This window comes from Acetobacter persici (assembly GCF_018256955.1).
Taxonomy (GTDB): Bacteria; Pseudomonadota; Alphaproteobacteria; order Acetobacterales; family Acetobacteraceae; genus Acetobacter; species Acetobacter persici.
Window position 1 is genome coordinate 428787 of the sequence record NZ_JAERKU010000001.1, and the last position, 17745, is coordinate 446531.

The 17745-nt window shown below is 59.0% G+C and carries 11 protein-coding genes; 7 read left to right on the top strand and 4 right to left on the bottom strand.

Annotated elements, in window-relative coordinates:
* The first annotated feature begins 4 nt into the window (after window positions 1-4).
* Genes nirB through JK199_RS01970 form a run of 4 tightly spaced genes read left to right on the top strand, consistent with a single transcriptional unit; the run spans window position 5 to window position 8438 of the window.
* The gene (gene nirB, locus JK199_RS01955; RefSeq protein WP_212373452.1) at window positions 5-2902 is read left to right on the top strand and encodes a nitrite reductase large subunit NirB; all 2898 of its coding nucleotides are present in this window, start codon (window positions 5-7) and stop codon (window positions 2900-2902) included.
* Between the two features lie 5 nt (window positions 2903-2907).
* Window positions 2908-6870 carry a bifunctional nitrate reductase/sulfite reductase flavoprotein subunit alpha gene (locus JK199_RS01960; protein ID WP_212373454.1) on the top strand — a complete coding sequence of 1321 codons (3963 nt, stop codon included), beginning with the start codon at window positions 2908-2910 and terminating at the stop codon, window positions 6868-6870.
* Window positions 6871-6888: 18 nt separating this feature from the next.
* The gene (locus JK199_RS01965) at window positions 6889-7470 is read left to right on the top strand and encodes an ANTAR domain-containing response regulator (RefSeq protein WP_025825361.1); all 582 of its coding nucleotides are present in this window, start codon (window positions 6889-6891) and stop codon (window positions 7468-7470) included.
* Window positions 7467-8438 carry an ABC transporter substrate-binding protein gene (locus JK199_RS01970; protein ID WP_212373456.1) on the top strand — a complete coding sequence of 324 codons (972 nt, stop codon included), beginning with the start codon at window positions 7467-7469 and terminating at the stop codon, window positions 8436-8438. Before JK199_RS01965 ends, JK199_RS01970 begins: the two co-directional genes overlap by 4 nt.
* A 161-nt stretch (window positions 8439-8599) precedes the next feature.
* Here the strand turns inward: JK199_RS01970 and JK199_RS01975 are convergent, their stop codons facing one another.
* Entirely contained in the window at window positions 8600-10120 is a 1521-nt protein-coding gene (locus JK199_RS01975) for an adenosine deaminase family protein (protein ID WP_212373458.1), read from the bottom strand.
* 182 nt (window positions 10121-10302) lie between these two features.
* A complete protein-coding gene (locus tag JK199_RS01980; RefSeq protein ID WP_408742318.1) occupies window positions 10303-11319 on the bottom strand; it encodes an alpha/beta fold hydrolase in 1017 nt (338 codons plus the stop codon).
* Between the two features lie 275 nt (window positions 11320-11594).
* On the opposite strand from JK199_RS01980, the gene JK199_RS01985 reads away from it, so the two are divergent.
* Window positions 11595-11810, top strand: coding sequence for a zinc-finger domain-containing protein (locus JK199_RS01985; protein WP_077930427.1), 216 nt, complete (start codon window positions 11595-11597; stop codon window positions 11808-11810).
* A 175-nt stretch (window positions 11811-11985) separates the two neighbouring features.
* A complete protein-coding gene (locus JK199_RS01990; RefSeq protein ID WP_212373463.1) occupies window positions 11986-12537 on the top strand; it encodes a thioredoxin family protein in 552 nt (183 codons plus the stop codon).
* 55 nt (window positions 12538-12592) lie between these two features.
* Here JK199_RS01990 and JK199_RS01995 read toward each other — a convergent pair whose 3' ends face one another.
* Window positions 12593-13693 carry a glycosyltransferase family 61 protein gene (locus JK199_RS01995; protein WP_212373465.1) on the bottom strand — a complete coding sequence of 367 codons (1101 nt, stop codon included), beginning with the start codon at window positions 13691-13693 and terminating at the stop codon, window positions 12593-12595.
* 253 nt (window positions 13694-13946) lie between these two features.
* Here JK199_RS01995 and JK199_RS02000 point away from each other — a divergent pair, with 253 nt between their 5' ends.
* Window positions 13947-16085: a protein-disulfide reductase DsbD family protein gene (locus tag JK199_RS02000; RefSeq protein WP_212373467.1), complete on the top strand. Its 2139-nt coding sequence runs from the start codon at window positions 13947-13949 to the stop codon at window positions 16083-16085.
* 71 nt (window positions 16086-16156) lie between these two features.
* On the opposite strand, the gene JK199_RS02005 is transcribed toward JK199_RS02000, so the two are convergent.
* Window positions 16157-17227 (bottom strand): DUF3034 family protein, encoded by a 1071-nt coding sequence (locus JK199_RS02005; RefSeq protein ID WP_308164915.1) that lies wholly within the window; start codon window positions 17225-17227, stop codon window positions 16157-16159.
* Window positions 17228-17745: the final 518 nt, after the last annotated feature.

The window sequence follows — 17745 nt, forward strand, 5'->3', positions numbered from 1 at the left end:
ACCAATGACCATCAAAGACAACATCATCATTGTCGGCAACGGCATGGTTGGCCATTACTGCGCAGAGCAGCTCATTATGCATGGCCTGCACGAAACGCATCAGATCCATGTTTTTGGCGAAGAACGCCACCATGCGTATGACCGCGTGCATCTGACGGATTATATGAGCGGACAGGATGCGCTGGCCCTGCGGCTGCATCAGGACGACTTCCACACAAGCCACGGCATCACACTCCACCTGAACAGCCGGGTGACGGACATTGACCGGGCACAGAAAACCATTACCGCCGAAGATGGATACCTGCCTTACAGCACACTGATTCTTGCAACCGGCTCCCGCCCATTTGTGCCGCCTGTACCGGGCAATACCGGCACCGCCGGTCTGGTCTACCGGACGCTGGAAGATCTGGACCTGATCCGCGCGGCGGCAGAAGGTGCGCGGCATGGTACCGTAATTGGGGGTGGGCTTCTGGGGCTGGAAGCCGCCAACGCCCTGAAAGTTCTGGGTCTGGATGTCAGCGTTATTCAGCTTGGCAGCCACCTGATGCCAGCCCAGCTTGATGAAGAGGGCGGCCGCGCCCTCAAACATCGGATTGAAGCCCTCGGCATTGATGTGCGTGTTCTGCACGTTACAAAAGAAATTGTTGCGGGCACGGCGCACCGGCACAAACTGGTTTTTGCTGATGGCACCACGCTGGAAACAGATATGGTTGTCTTTTCGGCCGGGATTCAGCCTCAGGATATGCCGGGCCGTGGCTGCGGGCTGGAGATCGGGCCGCGTGGCGGCATTGTTGTGGATAATCAGTGCCGCACATCAGACCCGGATATTTTTGCCATTGGGGAATGTGCGTTGTGGGAAGGGCAGATTTTTGGTCTTGTCGCCCCCGGCTATACCATGGCCCGCACGGTGGCCGCCCTGCTGGCGGGAGAGGCAGATGCCGCTTTTACCGGCGCGGATATGTCCACAAAGCTTAAACTTCAGGGGGTCGATGTCGGCTCCATCGGGGATGCGCACGGGCAGGAACCCGGCTCCACCAGCTATCGCTTTATTGGGGAAGCCGAAGGCTCTTACCGCAGGCTGGTTCTCTCCGCCGATGGCACGCGCGTAACCGGTGCTGTGCTTGTTGGGGATAACTCTTACTACGACACAATTTTTCAGTATGTGCAGAATGGTATTGCCCCCCCGGCAGACCCGGCCGTTCTGATCCTGCCGCGCGGTGAAGGGGCTGAACTTCTGGGCGCGGATGCCCTGCCTGATACAGCAACCATCTGTTCCTGCCACAATGTGACCAAAGGCGCGATCAGCACGGCTATTGAACAGGGCTGTACGGATCTGGCAACTCTGAAAGCCGACACCAAAGCCAGTACCGGCTGCGGGGGGTGCAGCGGCCTGCTAAAAAGTGTTTTTGAAGCAGAGCTAACCGCCCGTGGCATTACGGTTGATAAAAGCCTGTGCGAACATTTCTCCTACACCCGGCAGGAATTGTATTCTCTTGTCCGTGTCCATAATCTCCGGAGTTTTGAAGACCTGATGGAGCAGTATGGCAATGGGGGGCTGGGCTGCGAAATCTGTAAACCTGCGGTCGGCTCGATCCTTGCTTCCGCATGGAACAAACCCATTACGGACCCGCTCTATATCCCTCTGCAAGATACAAACGACACCTTTATGGGCAATATGCAGAAAAACGGGACCTATTCCGTTGTGCCGCGTATTGCCGGAGGGGAAATCACCCCCGACAAGCTGATTGTGCTGGGGCAGGTTGCCAAGAAATATAACCTCTATACCAAAATTACTGGTGGGCAGCGCGTGGATTTGTTTGGCGCGCAACTCCACCAGTTACCTGAGATCTGGCGTGAATTGCTGGATGCCGGGTTTGAGACCGGTCATGCGTATGGAAAATCCACCCGCACTGTAAAATCCTGTGTAGGCAGCACATGGTGCCGCTATGGGGTGCAGGATAGTGTTGGCAAGGCGCTTGATCTGGAAAACCGCTATAAGGGCCTGCGGTCGCCCCATAAGCTCAAATTTGCTGTCTCCGGGTGCACGCGGGAATGTGCAGAGGCCCAGAGCAAGGATGTGGGCGTTATTGCTACTGAAAATGGCTGGAACCTGTATGTCTGCGGGAATGGCGGCATGCGGCCCCGCCATGCGGAGCTTTTTGCAACAGACCTCGATTCTGAAACTCTGGTCAAATATATTGACCGCTTCCTGATGTTTTATATCCGCACTGCGGATAAACTTCAGAGAACTTCTGTCTGGCGTGAAACGCTGGAGGGTGGGCTGGATTATCTGAAAGATGTTATCATCAATGATAGCCTTGGTATCTGTGCTGAGCTGGAACAGCAGATGCAGCATGTGGTGGAGACCTACCACTGCGAATGGAAAGACGCGCTGACGGATGAAGAAAAGCTGAAGCGCTTCCGCACATTTGTGAATGACAGCCGCCCCGACCCAAATATCCGCACCGTTCCGGAACGGGATCAGGTTAAACCTGCGGAGAACCAGCCTGAGCAGGCTGTTGCAGCAGGCCCGGCAGACTGGACGGATTTGTGCGCGCAGCGGGATCTTGTTGCACGCTCTGGTGTTGTGGCCCTGCTTGGAACTACACAGATCGCTCTGTTCTACCTTCCGGATGCAGGCGGAGAGGGTCGGGTTTTTGCCATTGATAACCATGACCCGTTCTCACACGCCAATGTGCTAGGGCGCGGAATGATAGGAGACCTGAAGGGGCAGCCTGTTGTGGCCTCTCCGCTCTACAAGCAACATTTCAATCTTGAGACCGGGACCTGTCTGGAGGATGCCTCCCGCTCTGTTCAGGCATGGGAGGCGCGGCTGCATCAGGGACGAGTGGAAATCCGTGCCCGCACAACAACCCGCCCTCTGGAAACCCTCATGGCGTAAAGCTTATGACGTGTCAGGACATCCGTTCTGTCTGCCCCTACTGCGGTGTGGGATGTGGCATTGTGATGGAGGTGGAAGACCAGAAAATTGTCCGGGTGCGCGGCGATACTGAGCATCCGGCCAATAAAGGACGGCTGTGCACAAAGGGGAGTTCCTGCGACAAACCCATAACCTCCCCCGCGCGCTTAGAGACCGCGCTGCTGCGGAAAGACCGCGCCAGCACGCCAGACCCTGCGCCAATGGATATTGCCATTCAGGAAACTGCAAGACGCCTTCAGACTATTCTGGACACAGATGGCCCCGATGCCATTGCACTCTATGTTTCCGGACAGATGTCCATGGAGGCCCAGTACCTCGCCAACAAACTGGTCAAAGGGTATCTGCGCACGCCACATATTGAATCCAATTCCCGGCTGTGCATGGCGGCCGCGGGCACTGGCTATAAATTATCTCTGGGGGCAGACGCTCCTCCCGGCTCGTACGAAGATTTTGACTGTAGCGATCTGTTCTTCGTCATCGGGGCGAATATGGCGGATTGTCACCCCATCCTGTTTCTGCGCCTGATGGACCGGAAACGTGCCGGGGCAAAGCTGATTGTTGTGGACCCCCGGCGCACCGCCACAGCCGAGAAAGCGGACCTGTTTTTACAAATAAGGCCGGGCACAGATCTCGCTTTACTCAACGGTCTGCTATTTCTGCTTATGGAAGCCGATGCGCTTGATAGGACCTTTATCAACGCCTGCACCACAGGCTGGGACGCCCTGCCCGCTTTTCTGGCAGAGTACACACCACACCGTGTTGCGGACATAACAGGGCTTGCGGAAACAGATATCCGCACCGCAGCACACTGGATTGCCGAAGCCGGGGCGTGGATGTCCCTCTGGACCATGGGACTGAACCAGAGCGTTTCCGGTGCATGGCACACCAATGCCTTGTGCAACCTGCATCTGGCAACGGGTAGCCTGTGCAGGCCGGGTTCTGGCCCTTTCTCCCTCACTGGCCAGCCAAACGCCATGGGGGGGCGGGAAATGGGCTATATGGGCCCAGGTCTGCCGGGCCAGCGCACAGCCCTTTCTGAAAAAGACAGAGCTTTTTGTGAAACCCAGTGGGGTCTGCCGCCCGGCACCATCCGGGCTGAGGGCAGTCAAGGAGCGATTGCCATGTTTGGCGCCATGGCCGCCGGGGAAATTAAAGCCTGCTGGATTATCTGCACTAACCCGGTGGCAACCGTCCCCCGGCGCGGCACTGTTCTCTCTGCTCTTGAAAAAGCAGAACTGGTTATTGTGCAGGATGCTTACGCAGATACGGAAACAGGCCAGTATGCCGATATCCTTCTGCCCGGCGCACTCTGGGCAGAGGGTGACGGAGTCCAGGTGAATTCCGACAGGACAATGACGCTCGCCCGGCAGGCCGTCCGCCCACCCGGCGAGGCCCTGCCGGACTGGCAGATTATTGCCCGCGTGGCCTGCGCCATGGGGTTTGAGGACGGGTTCTCCTTTGCCTCTGCGGCTGAAGTTTTTTCGGAAGCAAGCCGATTTGCAAATCCTGTGACAGGATATGATATTTCCGGCGTAAGCCATGAACGCCTCCTGAGCGGGCCTGTGCAATGGCCTGCTGCGGCAGGAGATGAGGCGACGCGCCACCCCATCCGCTATCGGCCGGACCCGGACGCCTATCCCGTCTTTGCGACCCCATCGGGCAAAGCTGTGTTTTTTGCACGCCCATGGATGCCGCGGGAGGAAGAACCGGATGACGCCTTTCCCTTCCTACTCAACACAGGCCGCCTGCAACATCAATGGCATACCCTGACCAAAACAGGCCGGGTAGCACAGCTTAACAAGCTGAATACTGGTCCGTTTTTAGAAATTGCGCCGGAAGACGCAGAAAAGCTCGGACTAAGTGAGCAGGACGCCGTAGAAATCCGGTCGCGCCGGGGTACAGCGACACTCCCCGCTCTTGTTTCCAGCCGTGTTTCTCCGGGGACCTGTTTCGCGCCATTCCACTGGAATGACCGGTTTGGCAAAGAACTCTGCATTAATGCTGTGACGTCCGATGCGATTGACCCGGTTTCCCTGCAACCCGGCATCAAACATTGCGCCGTCTCCCTCACCCGCGTTCAGACCGCACCACCTTCTGCACAGGAGAGGACCATGCCTCCAGACCGCCTCGCCCGCCATCTCGGCCTTGCTGAGCAGAACACGATCACATTTTCAGAAGAAAGCCGTGTCTGGATCAGCGGGTTTCTGGATGGTCTCCGCCTCAATCCGCCAGAGGGCACTTTGCCGGTTATCCCGGCGACAGCACCGCTCTCCGCGCAACAGGCCACCCATCTGAATGGTCTGCTGGCCGGACTTTATTCCCGCACAAGGACTGTGGAGGCCGCATATCCGGCCACAGCGTCAGCATTGGCATCACCATCAGCCAGCGCGCCCGCTCTGACCGTCTGGTGGGCCTCCCAGACCGGGCGAACAGAAGCTCTGGCCGCAGAGATTGCCGCATGGCTGCAAGACAACGGCCTGTCTGTGCGTCTGGCAGAACTGACGGAGTGTGATCCGTCCGCGCTCTCAGGCACAGGCCTTTTTCTGGTCTCCACGTTTGGAGACGGGGATGCCCCGGACACGGCCGCACCGTTCTGGGATGCGCTGCGGCAGCATAAAACACCTCTGGCAGACTTGCGCTACGCCGTGCTGGCGCTTGGAGACTCCTCCTATGCCAGCTTCTGCGGATTTGGCCGTGCTCTGGATGAAAAACTGGCTAACCTTGGAGCCTCCCCTCTCCTCCCCCGCGTGGATTGTGAACCGGATTATGAAGACGCCGTCGAGGCGTGGAAAGGCCATCTGCTTGCAGCACTCGGACCGTCAGCGTCAGCCTCGCCCCCGCCTGCTCCTGCACGGCCTGCTCCCGCACAGCCTGCCCCGGCCCTGACCACAGGTATTACCCGCACCACACCGGCACTGGCCCGCCTGAGCCGTGCAACCTGCCTGACCGGAGAGGACACGGAAAAGGAAACTTTCCATATTGCTCTGGATATTTCCGGGACAAACCTGACCTATAAAACAGGCGATGCGCTGGGGGTCTGGCCCTGTAATAATGAGGCTACTGTCCAGCAGGTGCTGAATGCGCTTCAGCTACCCGAGCAGACCATGCTGACCCTGCGGCGTCAGGGACCGACACCGCTTGGGGATGCTCTGCGGCGCTGGTTTGATCTCTCCCGCCCTGCCCCTGCTCTTCTGGAGCGTCTTGGCCGCCCGGAAGGCGGGTATCTGCCGGATCTGATCACCACGCTTTCCGGCATGACCGACCCGCAGACAGTGCCTGCCCTGTTCCGGCAGATGCAGCCGCGCCTTTACTCCATTTCCTCATCTCCGCTGACAGACCCGGACCATATTCATCTGACAGTGGGTGTGAATCGTACGCCCTACCCCGGTGTTTCCTCCACATGGCTGACCGGGCTCGCGGAGGGGGAAGAGGTGCCGGTTTTTGTACAGCCCACGGCGCATTTCCATGTGCCTGCGGATGACAGCACACCCGTTATCATGGTTGGACCCGGCACCGGCATTGCCCCCTTCCGGGCTTTTTTACAGGAACGCACCGCCCGGCAGGCCACAGGCGAGAACTGGCTGTTTTTTGGAGAGCGGCATGAAAGCACCGGCTTTTACTACCGTGAGGAACTGGAAGCCTTCATGGCGCAGGGCTGTCTGACGCGGCTGGATACGGCGTTCTCCCGTGATCAGCCAGAGCGTATTTACGTGCAGGACCGCATGGAAGAGCATGGCGCGCTGCTATGGGACTGGCTTAACCGGGGGGCGTGCCTGTATATCTGTGGAGATGCCGCGCGGATGGCACGCGATGTTGACAGCGCCCTGAAAAGGATTATCGCACGACACGGAGACATGAGTGCTGAAAACGCAGACGCCTATTTGTCAGACTTTGCCCGCAATGGCCGCTATCTGCGGGATGTGTACTAAAGCAGGACGACACTGTGCATGAAAGTTCTTCTGGCAGATGAAAACTCACACCGCGCCGGGGCGCTGGCGCGCCTGCTGGAGGCGGAAGCAACACTGGATGTTATTCTGCTGGACGACGCCACAAGCCTGATTGATGCCGTGCGCCACCATATGCCCGATATTGTGCTGGTGGATATCAGCCGGGCAGACCGTGATGCTCTGGATAGTGTGCGGGCTCTTTCCGCCTCCGGGCAGGAACGCCCGGTTGCGCTGTTTGTTGATGAAGATGATGAAAGCCTGATGGAAGATGCCTTTGCCGCAGGTGTCTGCTCCTACAACGTGCTGGATACCCCGGTCAAAGACGTCAAACCGCTCTTACGCTCCGCCATTGCCTTGTACCGCCGTTTTCGGGAGACAAATGCGGAACTGCTTGCGGCCAGAAAAACGCTTTCCGAGCGTGAGACAATAGACCGCGCCAAGATCCTGTTTATGAAGCAGGAGCGCTGCAAGGAGGAAGACGCCTATCGGTGGTTCCGCAAACAGGCCATGCAGCAGGCCCGAAAAATTATTGATGTTGCCAGAGATTATCTTGCTCACCAGAACAGGACTCCTTCACCATGACTATCTCCTGCCGTATCGGACTCCTGCGACTGGCAGACAGCGCCCCGGTTCTGGTAGCCCGCAGCATGGGTTTTTTTGACAGGCATGGACTGGATGTTGAACCTGTTATTGTGCCGTCCTGGGCCAATATTGCAGATGGGCTTGTCTGGAATGGTCTTGATGGCGCAGTGATGTTTCCGCCTCTGGCGATCATGACAGCGCTTGGCCAGCGTGGACGCCCGGTTGCGCTGCGCCCCGGCCTGCCTGTCAGCCGGGGTGGGAATATGATTGTTCTGCGCGGACAGGCCGAAGCGCAGGCACAGTGGCAGTCCGGGCGTGACAAGCACACGGCTTTTACAAACTGGGCGCAGTCGCTCGCCCGCAAGCCCCGTCTGGGTGTGGTGCATCTCTATTCAACACATTATCTGATTCTGACACGGTTCCTTCAGGCTCATGCCATTTGCCGGGATACAGAGACAGAAATTGTCATTATGCCACCCAGCAGCATGATTCAGGCGCTTGCAGCCGGTGAAATTGACGGGTTTTGTGCAGGACCGCCGTGGGGGGCGGATGCCTGCCTGAAAAATCTGGCCTTTGTCGTCGCCGGGTCAGCACAGGTTATGCCGGGGCATCTTGAAAAAATACTGACCTTACGGGACCAGTGGACCAGCGAAAATCCGGATGGCGCGGCCCGCCTGTATGCCGCAGTCCGGGAAGCTGCCGCGCTCTGTAACCAGCCTGCGCATGCAGCCGAAATTACCAGACTCCTCAGCGCCCCGTTAAATGCCGAGGGGCTGGATCTGCCTTATGAGGCTGTGAAGCGTATCATGCCGGGAACGCCTGATGCGCCAGACGCCATGCTCTTTGACACACACCCCCGGAGCACCCGTTCTTCCTGCGGATGGATGATTGAGGATATGCAGCGCGAAGGCTGGCTCACGCCCGCACAACTGGACACTTTAAGCCAGCTTGGCTGGTACAACGACTGATACGGTGTTCGGCCTGTCTGTTTTGCCGCAATTTTAAGCGCACTCCGTATCAGGCTGCGGCCAGATGGAAAACCGCAGCCTTTCCGGGTGCAGAAAGAGCTTTATGAACGCTTCAACCTGAATATCCTCGGAATAATCAGAGCAAAGAGTGCTTGCTGCCGTTAGTTGTTCAGAAATCCATTCTGCACAACAGCTTTTTCAAAGCGTGTGAAATTCTGTTCCAGTTCAAGCTGGGTCCGGGCTTTTTCACTCTGCGCGACAAAGTCCTGACAGGTTTTGCTTGCCATGTCCTGACAGGCCTGCACTCTCTGGCCACCCGCCCACAGGCTCTCCCCCGGAATGAAAGAATAGATCAGACCATTGCGTGAGAGATCTTTCATTTCCTGATAGCTCAGCGGCCATGTTGTGACCGCACGCAGATATTCCTGTGTCAGATCCCCGCGTGAGACGCCTTCATCATCCGTGGAGAGAGCGACCGGCACACCGGCGCGTCTGTAAAGCGCGAAGGGGTGAGACTTTCCTTTAACATTCAGAATAACATCATTGCTGGTCAGGTTGATTTCAACCATGACTTTCTTCTGCGCCATTTCTGCCAGAAGGCCGGTTGCATCCTGCTCCCACGCAATATCGATCCCGTGCCCGATACGGCGGGCCCCTGCGACTTCCACGGCTGAGCGAATATGGTGTTCAAGCCCTTCAGGCGGCACGAGGCCGGGCGTCAGCTCCCCCGCATGCAGGCTGAGTTTTACATCCGGATACTGCCTGTTGAGCGCCTGAAACATCCGCATATGCTGGTCATAATCCCGCATGGCGATAACGTTATCTTCCGGGGCGACAATATTGACGCCGACAAACCGGGCATCCGTCCGCACAACATCATATCCGGCATAAAGCTGTGCAAAGACCACGGACGGCTGAAAGGTGCGTACGGTCTGGTATAAATACCGCACCTTAACGCCGCATCCGGGATGGGCCTGCGGCGTGCCGCATTGCAGAACGTGCTGGGCCTGCTGCTCCATCTCATCCGTTTCATGCCGCACATCGGCAACCAGCTTTGACAGCACAGGCTTAAGCGCCTGTTGCGCCTGTGCGTAGTCCTCCCCTTTGAGGGGGTGCGTCATGCCTGCCGCAATCATCCCACCCAGCCCCGGGGAAATCATCAGTTCCACATACTGCACATGGTCCAGTGCTGCGCGGTCCCGCACTTCTGCCAGACTTTCCCCCGCATGTTTCTGGGTGATGGCGAAAAACTTGTTGAACGTGGCGAAGAAATGGTCATGCCCGGAGCGGTCACTGGCCGTAGGCACAAAGTCACGCATGGACAGCGCATCAATCATGCTGTTTTCCGCATCCGGATTAGCGGCCAGAGCCTCTGCTGGAAGCTCCCCCTTCTCATGCCCGGAACAGCCGTGAGGCAATATCTGGCCACGATCCAGCGCAAGACACGCACCGTCCTGCGCGGCCCATTTCAGATAGCTTTCCGCATAAATAGCCCCGACCATATGGTTATGCAGGTCTGCCCCTTTGGGAAACTGCCGCAGGAAGAGGCCAAGCCGCGCAGGGTCTGACTGAAGCGCTGTAAAAATCTGTGCTGTTTTCTGCTCATCCGCCGTCTGTGCACAGCATACGGAAACAGAAAGAGGCAGAACTGCGCAGGCCAGAAGCAAAGAGTGAAAAAGCATGAAGCACCCTTGATGGTAAAAAGAGCTGGTCTGGAACGAGGCCCGTTGAAAGGCTGACAGGTCGTACATACAGCATAATGGCACACTATGCTGCTATCGTAATCATACCACACACAGGCGGTAGGTTTTATCTGGTCCTGCGTCTTCCGGAGCCGCCTTCAGCCCTCCCGGATTTCAGTATTTTATGGAGACTGTTCCAGCATAAGCCTGTCCAGCGTGGCTGGCAGAACCGGCAAGGGAACGTTTTGCTTTTCTGCGCCAGCCTCCCCCACGCCTGTTGCCAGCCAGGCCGAGGCGGCGCTGTCTCCGCCAGAAGGCAGCCAGGTTTCCGGCGTGGTGATCCAGCTCAGAATATCCTGCATGACGCGGCCGCCCTGCCTGTCCCGCAGGAGCAGGTGGTGACCACCGGGGATCAGATCACGCCGGGTGGCTCCGGGCATAGCCTCCCAGACAGGCACCATGGCACCCGACGGCACAAGCTGGTCCTTATCCCCATAAATGCTCAGCACAGGTCCGCGCAGATGTGGGGCTGCCTGTGCAGCCTGCTTCATGAGCGTAACAAGCCCCTGAAGGGCTTTAAGGCGCGTCGCACGCAGGGTCAGAGGGTCATAATACAGGCGCGCCAGTGCCATCCTGTTATCACTCGCGACAACATGCACAGGCAGTTCCCGCCCTGTTACAAGAGCGTCCGGAAACATCTGTGACAGAACCCGCAGGGGTAAATCTTCCGCCCAGCCAAAATTCCACACCGCGGGCGCAAGCAGGATTGTCCCGGCAACAACCGGCGCATCGGGCTGCGCCATGAGCTGCATCAGCACGGCACCGCCCATACTCTCCCCCACAAGATAAAGGGGTATCTGCGGATAAGCCTGCTGAAGCTGCGCAGCTTCCTCCCTGACATCCGCCACCATCCGCGCGGTGCCTGCCCAGCCGCCACGCCGGGGTGCCTGCCCGAAGCCCCGCTGATCCGGGGCAATGACCGTTATTGCGTGCGCGGTGAAAAACGGCGCCACCGACTCCCACGCATCCCGGCTATCATTAAACCCGTGCAGGGCCAGAAGGATGGCGTGTGGTCTGCTGGCGGCAGGCCAGACACGGGCAGGCAGTTTTGCCCCATCGGAGAGCGCAAAAAATGTCTGCGGCGGCACCAGTTGCCCAAGCTGTGCAAAACGGGCCGGTGGGCGGGGCACGGGCGGCATTACCGTGCTGCATGCGCTGAGCAGGCCAAAAGCACCGGGGGCGAGAAACGGCGCCGCCCCCCTGAGACAGCGCCGGAGCGCGGGCCAGACAACGTGTTTCCGCAAGAAGTGCTGCATTCTGCTCACGCGGATGGGAAGGGAGAATGCATGGAAAAGCTCATGTCAACCCGCTATCATTCCTCACAGTTCCGCGCCAGTCAGGACCGGGGCGAAGAGTCTGCACACCGCATTCTGCGGGAAACGACCTCAGAGCAAACCAACAGGGATGTGCCTCCATGCGCCTTCAAGCCACCAACCCGGTTCCGCGCCCCCGTCTGGGTTATGTTGAAACCATTGTGGTTGATAGCCGCAAAGTTGCGTGTGATGGCGGACTGGGTGCGTTAGGCCACCCGCGCGTGTGGCTGGCTATTGGCGGGCACCAGACGGTTTGCCCTTACTGTTCCCGTCTTTTTGTGTTGCAGCCGGGTGTGTCCGACGCAGGGCAGCATTAAGACCCACCCCTTATTTACATATTTTTTTGTGGTTTTATTTTTGCACGTATTGAATTGACATTTATTCCGTGCGCTCCCTACATATTCCTCTCAGCAGTTCCGCTGCGTGACACGCTGTGTCTTGCATGCCCTCCGGCCGGAAAAGCGTTTTATCGTTGAGCAAGGATCTTTCTGTATGCGTTTCACCGCCCTTTTCCGCACTCTGCTGCTGGCAACGGCTCTGACAGTCTCCGTGGCGGGCGTAGCGCAGACCGCCGCCGCACAGACCAGCACGGCTCCCGCCGCCGCGGCGCTGCCCGTGCCCCAGATTGGCTCTGCGCCGATTACAGCCGTTGCACACCCCTACGCGGAGCCGGAAAGTGCCCATGCCGCAGTCGACGCTGCTTTTGCGCAGGCCCGCAAGACAGGCCGGAAGGTGCTGATTGATTTCGGGGCCAACTGGTGCCCGGACTGCCGCGTGCTGGCAGGTGTGCTGACGCACCCGGCGGTCAGCCCGTGGGTGGAACAGACCTTTGAGGTTGTGTCCGTCAATGTTGATCACTTCAACCAGAACATGGATCTTGCCAAAAAATTCGGCATCACCATCAAGGCGATCCCGGTTGCCCTGATCGTGACACCTGACGGCAAGGTGCTGAACGGGGATGAAACTCTGGCGCTGGGCGACGCCCGCCGCATGTCCGGGCAGGCTGTGGTGGACAAACTGGCCGAGTGGGCCAAGCGCTCCTGACCAGACGCTTCTGGTCAGTCGTCAGACTGGACGGCAGGTCAGGCGGAAACAGACGTCACACTGGCGGAAGATATGCCTCGATCTGCTCCAGTTCCTGCAGAACAGCGGCAATATCAAGAGGCTGTTCTGACTGAGCCGTGTGATTATCTTCCTGCTGGCCTGTTGGCATCAGTTTACCCCAGTACTGTAGCCCGGCCTGCATTGCCAGCAGGAGGTCACACGGGTTCTGATGGTGTTCGGCCACCAGTTCAAACACGACCGTGCCGGGCTGGCACCACACACAGTTGGAAATCCCTGCCCCAAGCTGCCCCACCACCAGTCTGGCCCTGTTGAAAAGGCGGATCTGTTCAGCAACCGGGAGTGTTTCAGGGCGGACGCACACAAAACCCCGGACCTGCAAGGCCGCCGTCAACTCGGCTTCATTCGGGATTTTACGGTTCGTGGCGTTCCCTCTTTCTATGAAAATACGCAGATCCCGAGGCCCGGTGGCAGGTTGCCCGGCTCCCAGAGACCGATACGCTGCCTGTGATAAAGGGGAGACAGAAAAATCCGCACCGCCCCGCACATAATCCGCATACAGCACCCGGCGGAAGGCATATTGCTTACCGTGCTCGGTCAGAACGCTTCTGTGCGCGTCAAAGCCCGACAGAGCCAGTGTTTCGGCCTGCCACGGACGCAGGCCTGCGGGCAGAATAAGCCGGGCGGCACCATGCCCGGTGGCACGCAACGCCTGCAAGGTTGGCACTGTATGGGACAGCCAATGGTAATAATTGCTGTCCCAGTGGTCAAAACAGGCCGCGACGGGGCCGGGCTGGTCCGGCACCTGCACAACATCCGCCGGACGAATACGCAGCGCGGCAACAGCGGCAGGATCTTGCAGATAGGCCGTTTCCAGCAAAGGTTTGCCGTCCTTGAGGAACACCATCAGGGAACGGTCCAGCACGACATCCCGCAGATCATACAAACACAAAGTCGCCGGGTCGGACTCCCACCCTCGGAACAGGGAGGTGGCTCCCGTTGGCAAAACACCATCTGCAACCAGCGCTGCCGGGGCCGCCGGAACCGTTTCCAGAACCGTTACCCGTCTGGCGACGTCCTTCAGCCGCACGCTGCCCGTCTGTGCCGTCCGCCTGAAAAGCCTGCTGAAAAACCCCATCGTTCCCTGCTTTATCTGAGCCTGACCTGATGCGTGGCCGCCTGTTCTCCACGCTCTATCGCATTCGGGGGTTTCATTCTACGCCCTCAACGGACCGTGCTATGGTGCGTTACCTCTCCGCTTTTTCCCGTCGCTCTTTTCTCTGAGATCGTTCATGCCTCGTTTTTGCTCTCCTGCCCCTGTTTGCTCTGCCTCACCTCTCACTACGTCTCCACGGACGCTGACTCACCGGCTGGCACGCTGCCTGTGGGGCATGGCTCTGCTGTTTGCCGTCTGTGCAACCGTCGGTGGCGCGGGACTGACCGGGGCATGGCAACAGGCATGTGCTGCGGAAAGCGCCCCGGTTTCCACCACAGGGCACAGCGTTGCCACCCTGATTACGGATACAGACACCACGGACGGACGCGCCCCGCTGCATGTAGCCCTCCGCCTGAAGCTTCAGCAGGGCTGGCACACATACTGGCGCAACCCCGGGGATGCCGGAGAAGCACCCGCTGTGACCGTAACGGCGGACGGCGGAGCGACCGGAAAAGCCTCAACCATTATCTGGCCAACACCGCACCGCATCCCCGATGCCTCCCTGATGTCTTACGCCTATACGGGGGACGTCGTGCTGCCAATGGCGCTGGCGCTCCAGCCCGCCGCAGCGCAGCCCAGTGGGCCAACCACCCTCAAGGCGCACGCAAGCTGGCTGGTGTGTGAAAATGTCTGTGTGCCGGAGGAAGCGGATCTGAGCGTCACGCTGCAACCGGGCCCGGCGCATCCCTCCGCCGAGGCCCCGCTGTTTGCGGCAGCAGCAGACGCCACCCCGGTGCCGTCCCCTTATGCGGCAACTGTTGCGGCAGACGGGGTTCTCAGCGTCACAGGACATGGTCTTTCAGCCCGCTCGGTGCAGGATGCGTGGTTTATGCCTGACCAGCAGGGACTGATTGATCAGGCTGCGGCTCAAAACTTCGCGGCGCAGGATGGCGGCCTGACCCTGCACCTCAAACGCCTGCCGGACTTTGCCGCAAACCAGCCCCTGAGTGGCGTGCTGGTGCTGAAAGACGCTGCGGGGAGTGAACGCGCCCTCGCCCTCTCGGCCAGCCCGGTTGCTGCGGCCGCACAGGGAGCAAGCGAGGCCACCTCTTCCTCTTTTACAGGGAAACTGGCGCAGGCAGGCTTTTTACAGCAGGTGGCCTTCGCGTTTCTGGGGGGCCTGATTCTCAACCTGATGCCGTGCGTTTTCCCCATTCTAGCCATGAAGGCGCTCTCCCTCGCCCGGCTGGGCAAGGCGGAACGCCGCACGCAGGTCACAAGTGCTGCCTGTTACAGTCTGGGGGTTATGGTCACGTTTCTGGCGCTGGGTGGCGTTATGATGGGCCTGCGCGTGGCTGGAGCGGCGGCGGACTGGGGCTTTCAGTTCCAGTCCCCGCTGTTTGTCACGCTGGTCACGTGGCTGCTGTTTGCCATGGCGCTCAATCTGCTGGGCGTGTTTGAGTTTATGCCCGTCACCGCTGGCAGCTCTCTGAGCACGCACACACATGGCCACTGGCATGATGTTGTGACCGGTATTCTGGCTGTGGTGGTGGCTACCCCCTGCACCGCGCCGTTTATGGGCGTGGCGATTGCCGGGGCGCTCTCCGGGCCGCCTGCCATGGGGCTGATTGTTTTTGCCGCCATGGGGCTGGGGCTGGCCGCCCCTTACCTGCTGCTGACCACTGTACCGGGACTGGCCGCCCGCCTGCCCAAACCCGGCGCGTGGATGCAGTATCTCCGCCAGTTTCTGGCCTTCCCGCTGCTTGGGTCCTGCGTGTGGCTTCTGTGGGTTGCAGCGCTGGAAGGCGGGGCCTCCATTGTGCTTCTGCTGGCCACGGGGCTGGTGCTGCTGGGCTTTGCGGCGTGGATGTACGGTGTGGCGCAGGTCAAACTGATCCAGCAGGGCCATACCCGCGCCAGCACTGCACTGCATGGTCTGGCGCTGCTGGGGCTTCTGGGCGCACTGGCTCTGGTTCCTGCCCTGCGCCACCAGAGCGCGGCCCCGGCCACCTCAGGCAGCCTCACCTCCGGCCTGCCCAAAGGCACAGAACCGTTTTCTGAAGCGCGGCTCAAAGAGCTGCATGCTGCGGGCAAACCGGTCTTTGTGGATATGACAGCCGCCTGGTGCATCACCTGTCTGGTCAATGAAAAAGTGGCGCTGGATATCCCCGGCACACAGGCTGCACTGGCTGCCCGTGGCGTGACCGTACTGCGCGGTGACTGGACGAATCATGACCCGGCTATAAGCGCATTTCTGAAGGCGCATGGGCGGGATGGCGTGCCGTTCTACCTGTATGTTCCCGCTAACGGGCCAGAAGTCGTGCTGCCGCAAATCCTGACACCGGGGCTGGTGACCAGCACCATCACTCAGTAAATCGCAGTCCGCTTTATCCGTCCCCCGGCTGATCAGACTATCCAGTTCAGCCGGGGGTATTGGGGCAGAGGTTAAAACCCTGTCTGAAGGGAGACGTAAGCCCCGGTCTGGTTGCGGTAGGTGGCAATCGTCCCCAGAGAGACATAAGCCGCCGTGATGTTCAGGTGTTTGTTGACAAAATAGCTGGCGTAAACATCAAACCAGTTACTTTCTGGCGTAAAGTTCTGGTTGCGCGGCTTGGTCCGGTATTCTACCCCCACAACCAGTCCGGGGATGAAGGACGGCAGATAACCGAGTGATCCTTCAAACTGGGGATAGTAATTATCGTTCCTGTCCCCCCCAAACCCGAGGATACCCCACTGATTGCCTTTGGTCAGACGCATGGTGGTATCCACCAGCAGGCCAATTTTGGGGAACAGTTTGGTGGCAGCGATATACACGTCCGCGCCATCGGCATGTTTTGACCCGACGGCATGGATCACCCGTGAATCTCCATCATGCTTGTACATTGCCCCGACCGCCACCTGCGGCAGCAGGGTTTTATCCAGCACATGCCCGAACAGCCGGACCTTGATGCCGCCTGTATCCAGATCAAACTGATAGCCATGCCCGATGCCGAGTTTGCGTCCGGTTGAGCCGGTCCGGAAGAAGTTATGGGAGTATGAAATTTCCACGCGGTCATAAAATCCCATGACTGCGCCGACATTCTGGTCCGTATAGTTGGTCAGGCTCACATAGCTGTAGTGAAACGCCATCCCCATACTTTTTTTGCTGCCGTAACCACCGATGGTCGCCCAACTGGCAATCCCTCCGCCGCTGGAGCCTTCCAGAGAACTCAGGCCACTGGTGCCAAGCGTGCGCTGCCCGTCAAAAATTTTATCAAAGGTGAGCCCTGTCTGCGGGTCTGTACCGGGGTCTGCTTCCGGCTTTTCCGCCGCCGTCTGCGCCTCTGTGGTCGCGCCAGCGGCGGGCTGAGCCGTAACCGGCGCGAGTGTAACGCGCGGCGTGCCGCCAGCGGGCGCTCTGGAGGACGGTGCGACCGTAGCGGAGGTTTGCGCGCGCAGAGGGTGAGGGAACATCAGCAGCGCAACACCCGTCAGCGCCGGGCCGGACAGGGTCTTCCAGACCTGTAACAGACGCACCCTGACGGCCCTGCCCTTCTGTGAAACTGGCGGAAGAGCCATGCGCCCCTGTCTGCCCTGAAAAATCATATCCTCATCCTCGCCTCATGTCCGTGATCGCGCCGGAAGGCTGCCGCTCTGGCAGCTCCGCGCCTTGCATCCGCCCACACTGGTCCGAAATGCGTTCTAAAAGTTTCAAATTTTTGCGATGATTTTTAAAAACGCATCTCCTGATGCGTTAAAACCTGCTTCATCATCCCGTGATCAAACGGACAGGCTGACGGTCTGATGTTCGGCCACCCCGAAATTCATGCAGCCTTTACAGACTGTTACCTCCATCTATATCCATATGGATATAGATGTATAAACAGATTGCGACCGCTCTTTTAGTGCCAATTTCAGATTATAAGTTATTCACACTCTGTATATTTGATCCGGCTCAGTATCGGCCGCCGGGCATTTATGGAAATTCGCGCAAAAACCTGCCCCAACACGGTGCCTGCCTTGCAGGCTCCTTCCGCACCCTTGTATGCTGGACA

Excerpts from the sequence above, each read along its gene's own strand:
- nirB (WP_212373452.1), top strand. The coding sequence starts at position 5 with ATGACCATCAAAGACAACATCATCATTGTCGGCAACGGCATGGTTGGC.
- JK199_RS01960 (WP_212373454.1), top strand. The coding sequence starts at position 2,908 with ATGACGTGTCAGGACATCCGTTCTGTCTGCCCCTACTGCGGTGTGGGA.
- JK199_RS01965 (WP_025825361.1), top strand. The coding sequence starts at position 6,889 with ATGAAAGTTCTTCTGGCAGATGAAAACTCACACCGCGCCGGGGCGCTG.
- JK199_RS01970 (WP_212373456.1), top strand. The coding sequence starts at position 7,467 with ATGACTATCTCCTGCCGTATCGGACTCCTGCGACTGGCAGACAGCGCC.
- JK199_RS01975 (WP_212373458.1), bottom strand. The coding sequence starts at position 10,120 with ATGCTTTTTCACTCTTTGCTTCTGGCCTGCGCAGTTCTGCCTCTTTCT.
- JK199_RS01980 (WP_408742318.1), bottom strand. The coding sequence starts at position 11,319 with ATGCCGCCCGTGCCCCGCCCACCGGCCCGTTTTGCACAGCTTGGGCAA.
- JK199_RS01985 (WP_077930427.1), top strand. The coding sequence starts at position 11,595 with ATGCGCCTTCAAGCCACCAACCCGGTTCCGCGCCCCCGTCTGGGTTAT.
- JK199_RS01990 (WP_212373463.1), top strand. The coding sequence starts at position 11,986 with ATGCGTTTCACCGCCCTTTTCCGCACTCTGCTGCTGGCAACGGCTCTG.
- JK199_RS01995 (WP_212373465.1), bottom strand. The coding sequence starts at position 13,693 with ATGGGGTTTTTCAGCAGGCTTTTCAGGCGGACGGCACAGACGGGCAGC.
- JK199_RS02000 (WP_212373467.1), top strand. The coding sequence starts at position 13,947 with ATGGCTCTGCTGTTTGCCGTCTGTGCAACCGTCGGTGGCGCGGGACTG.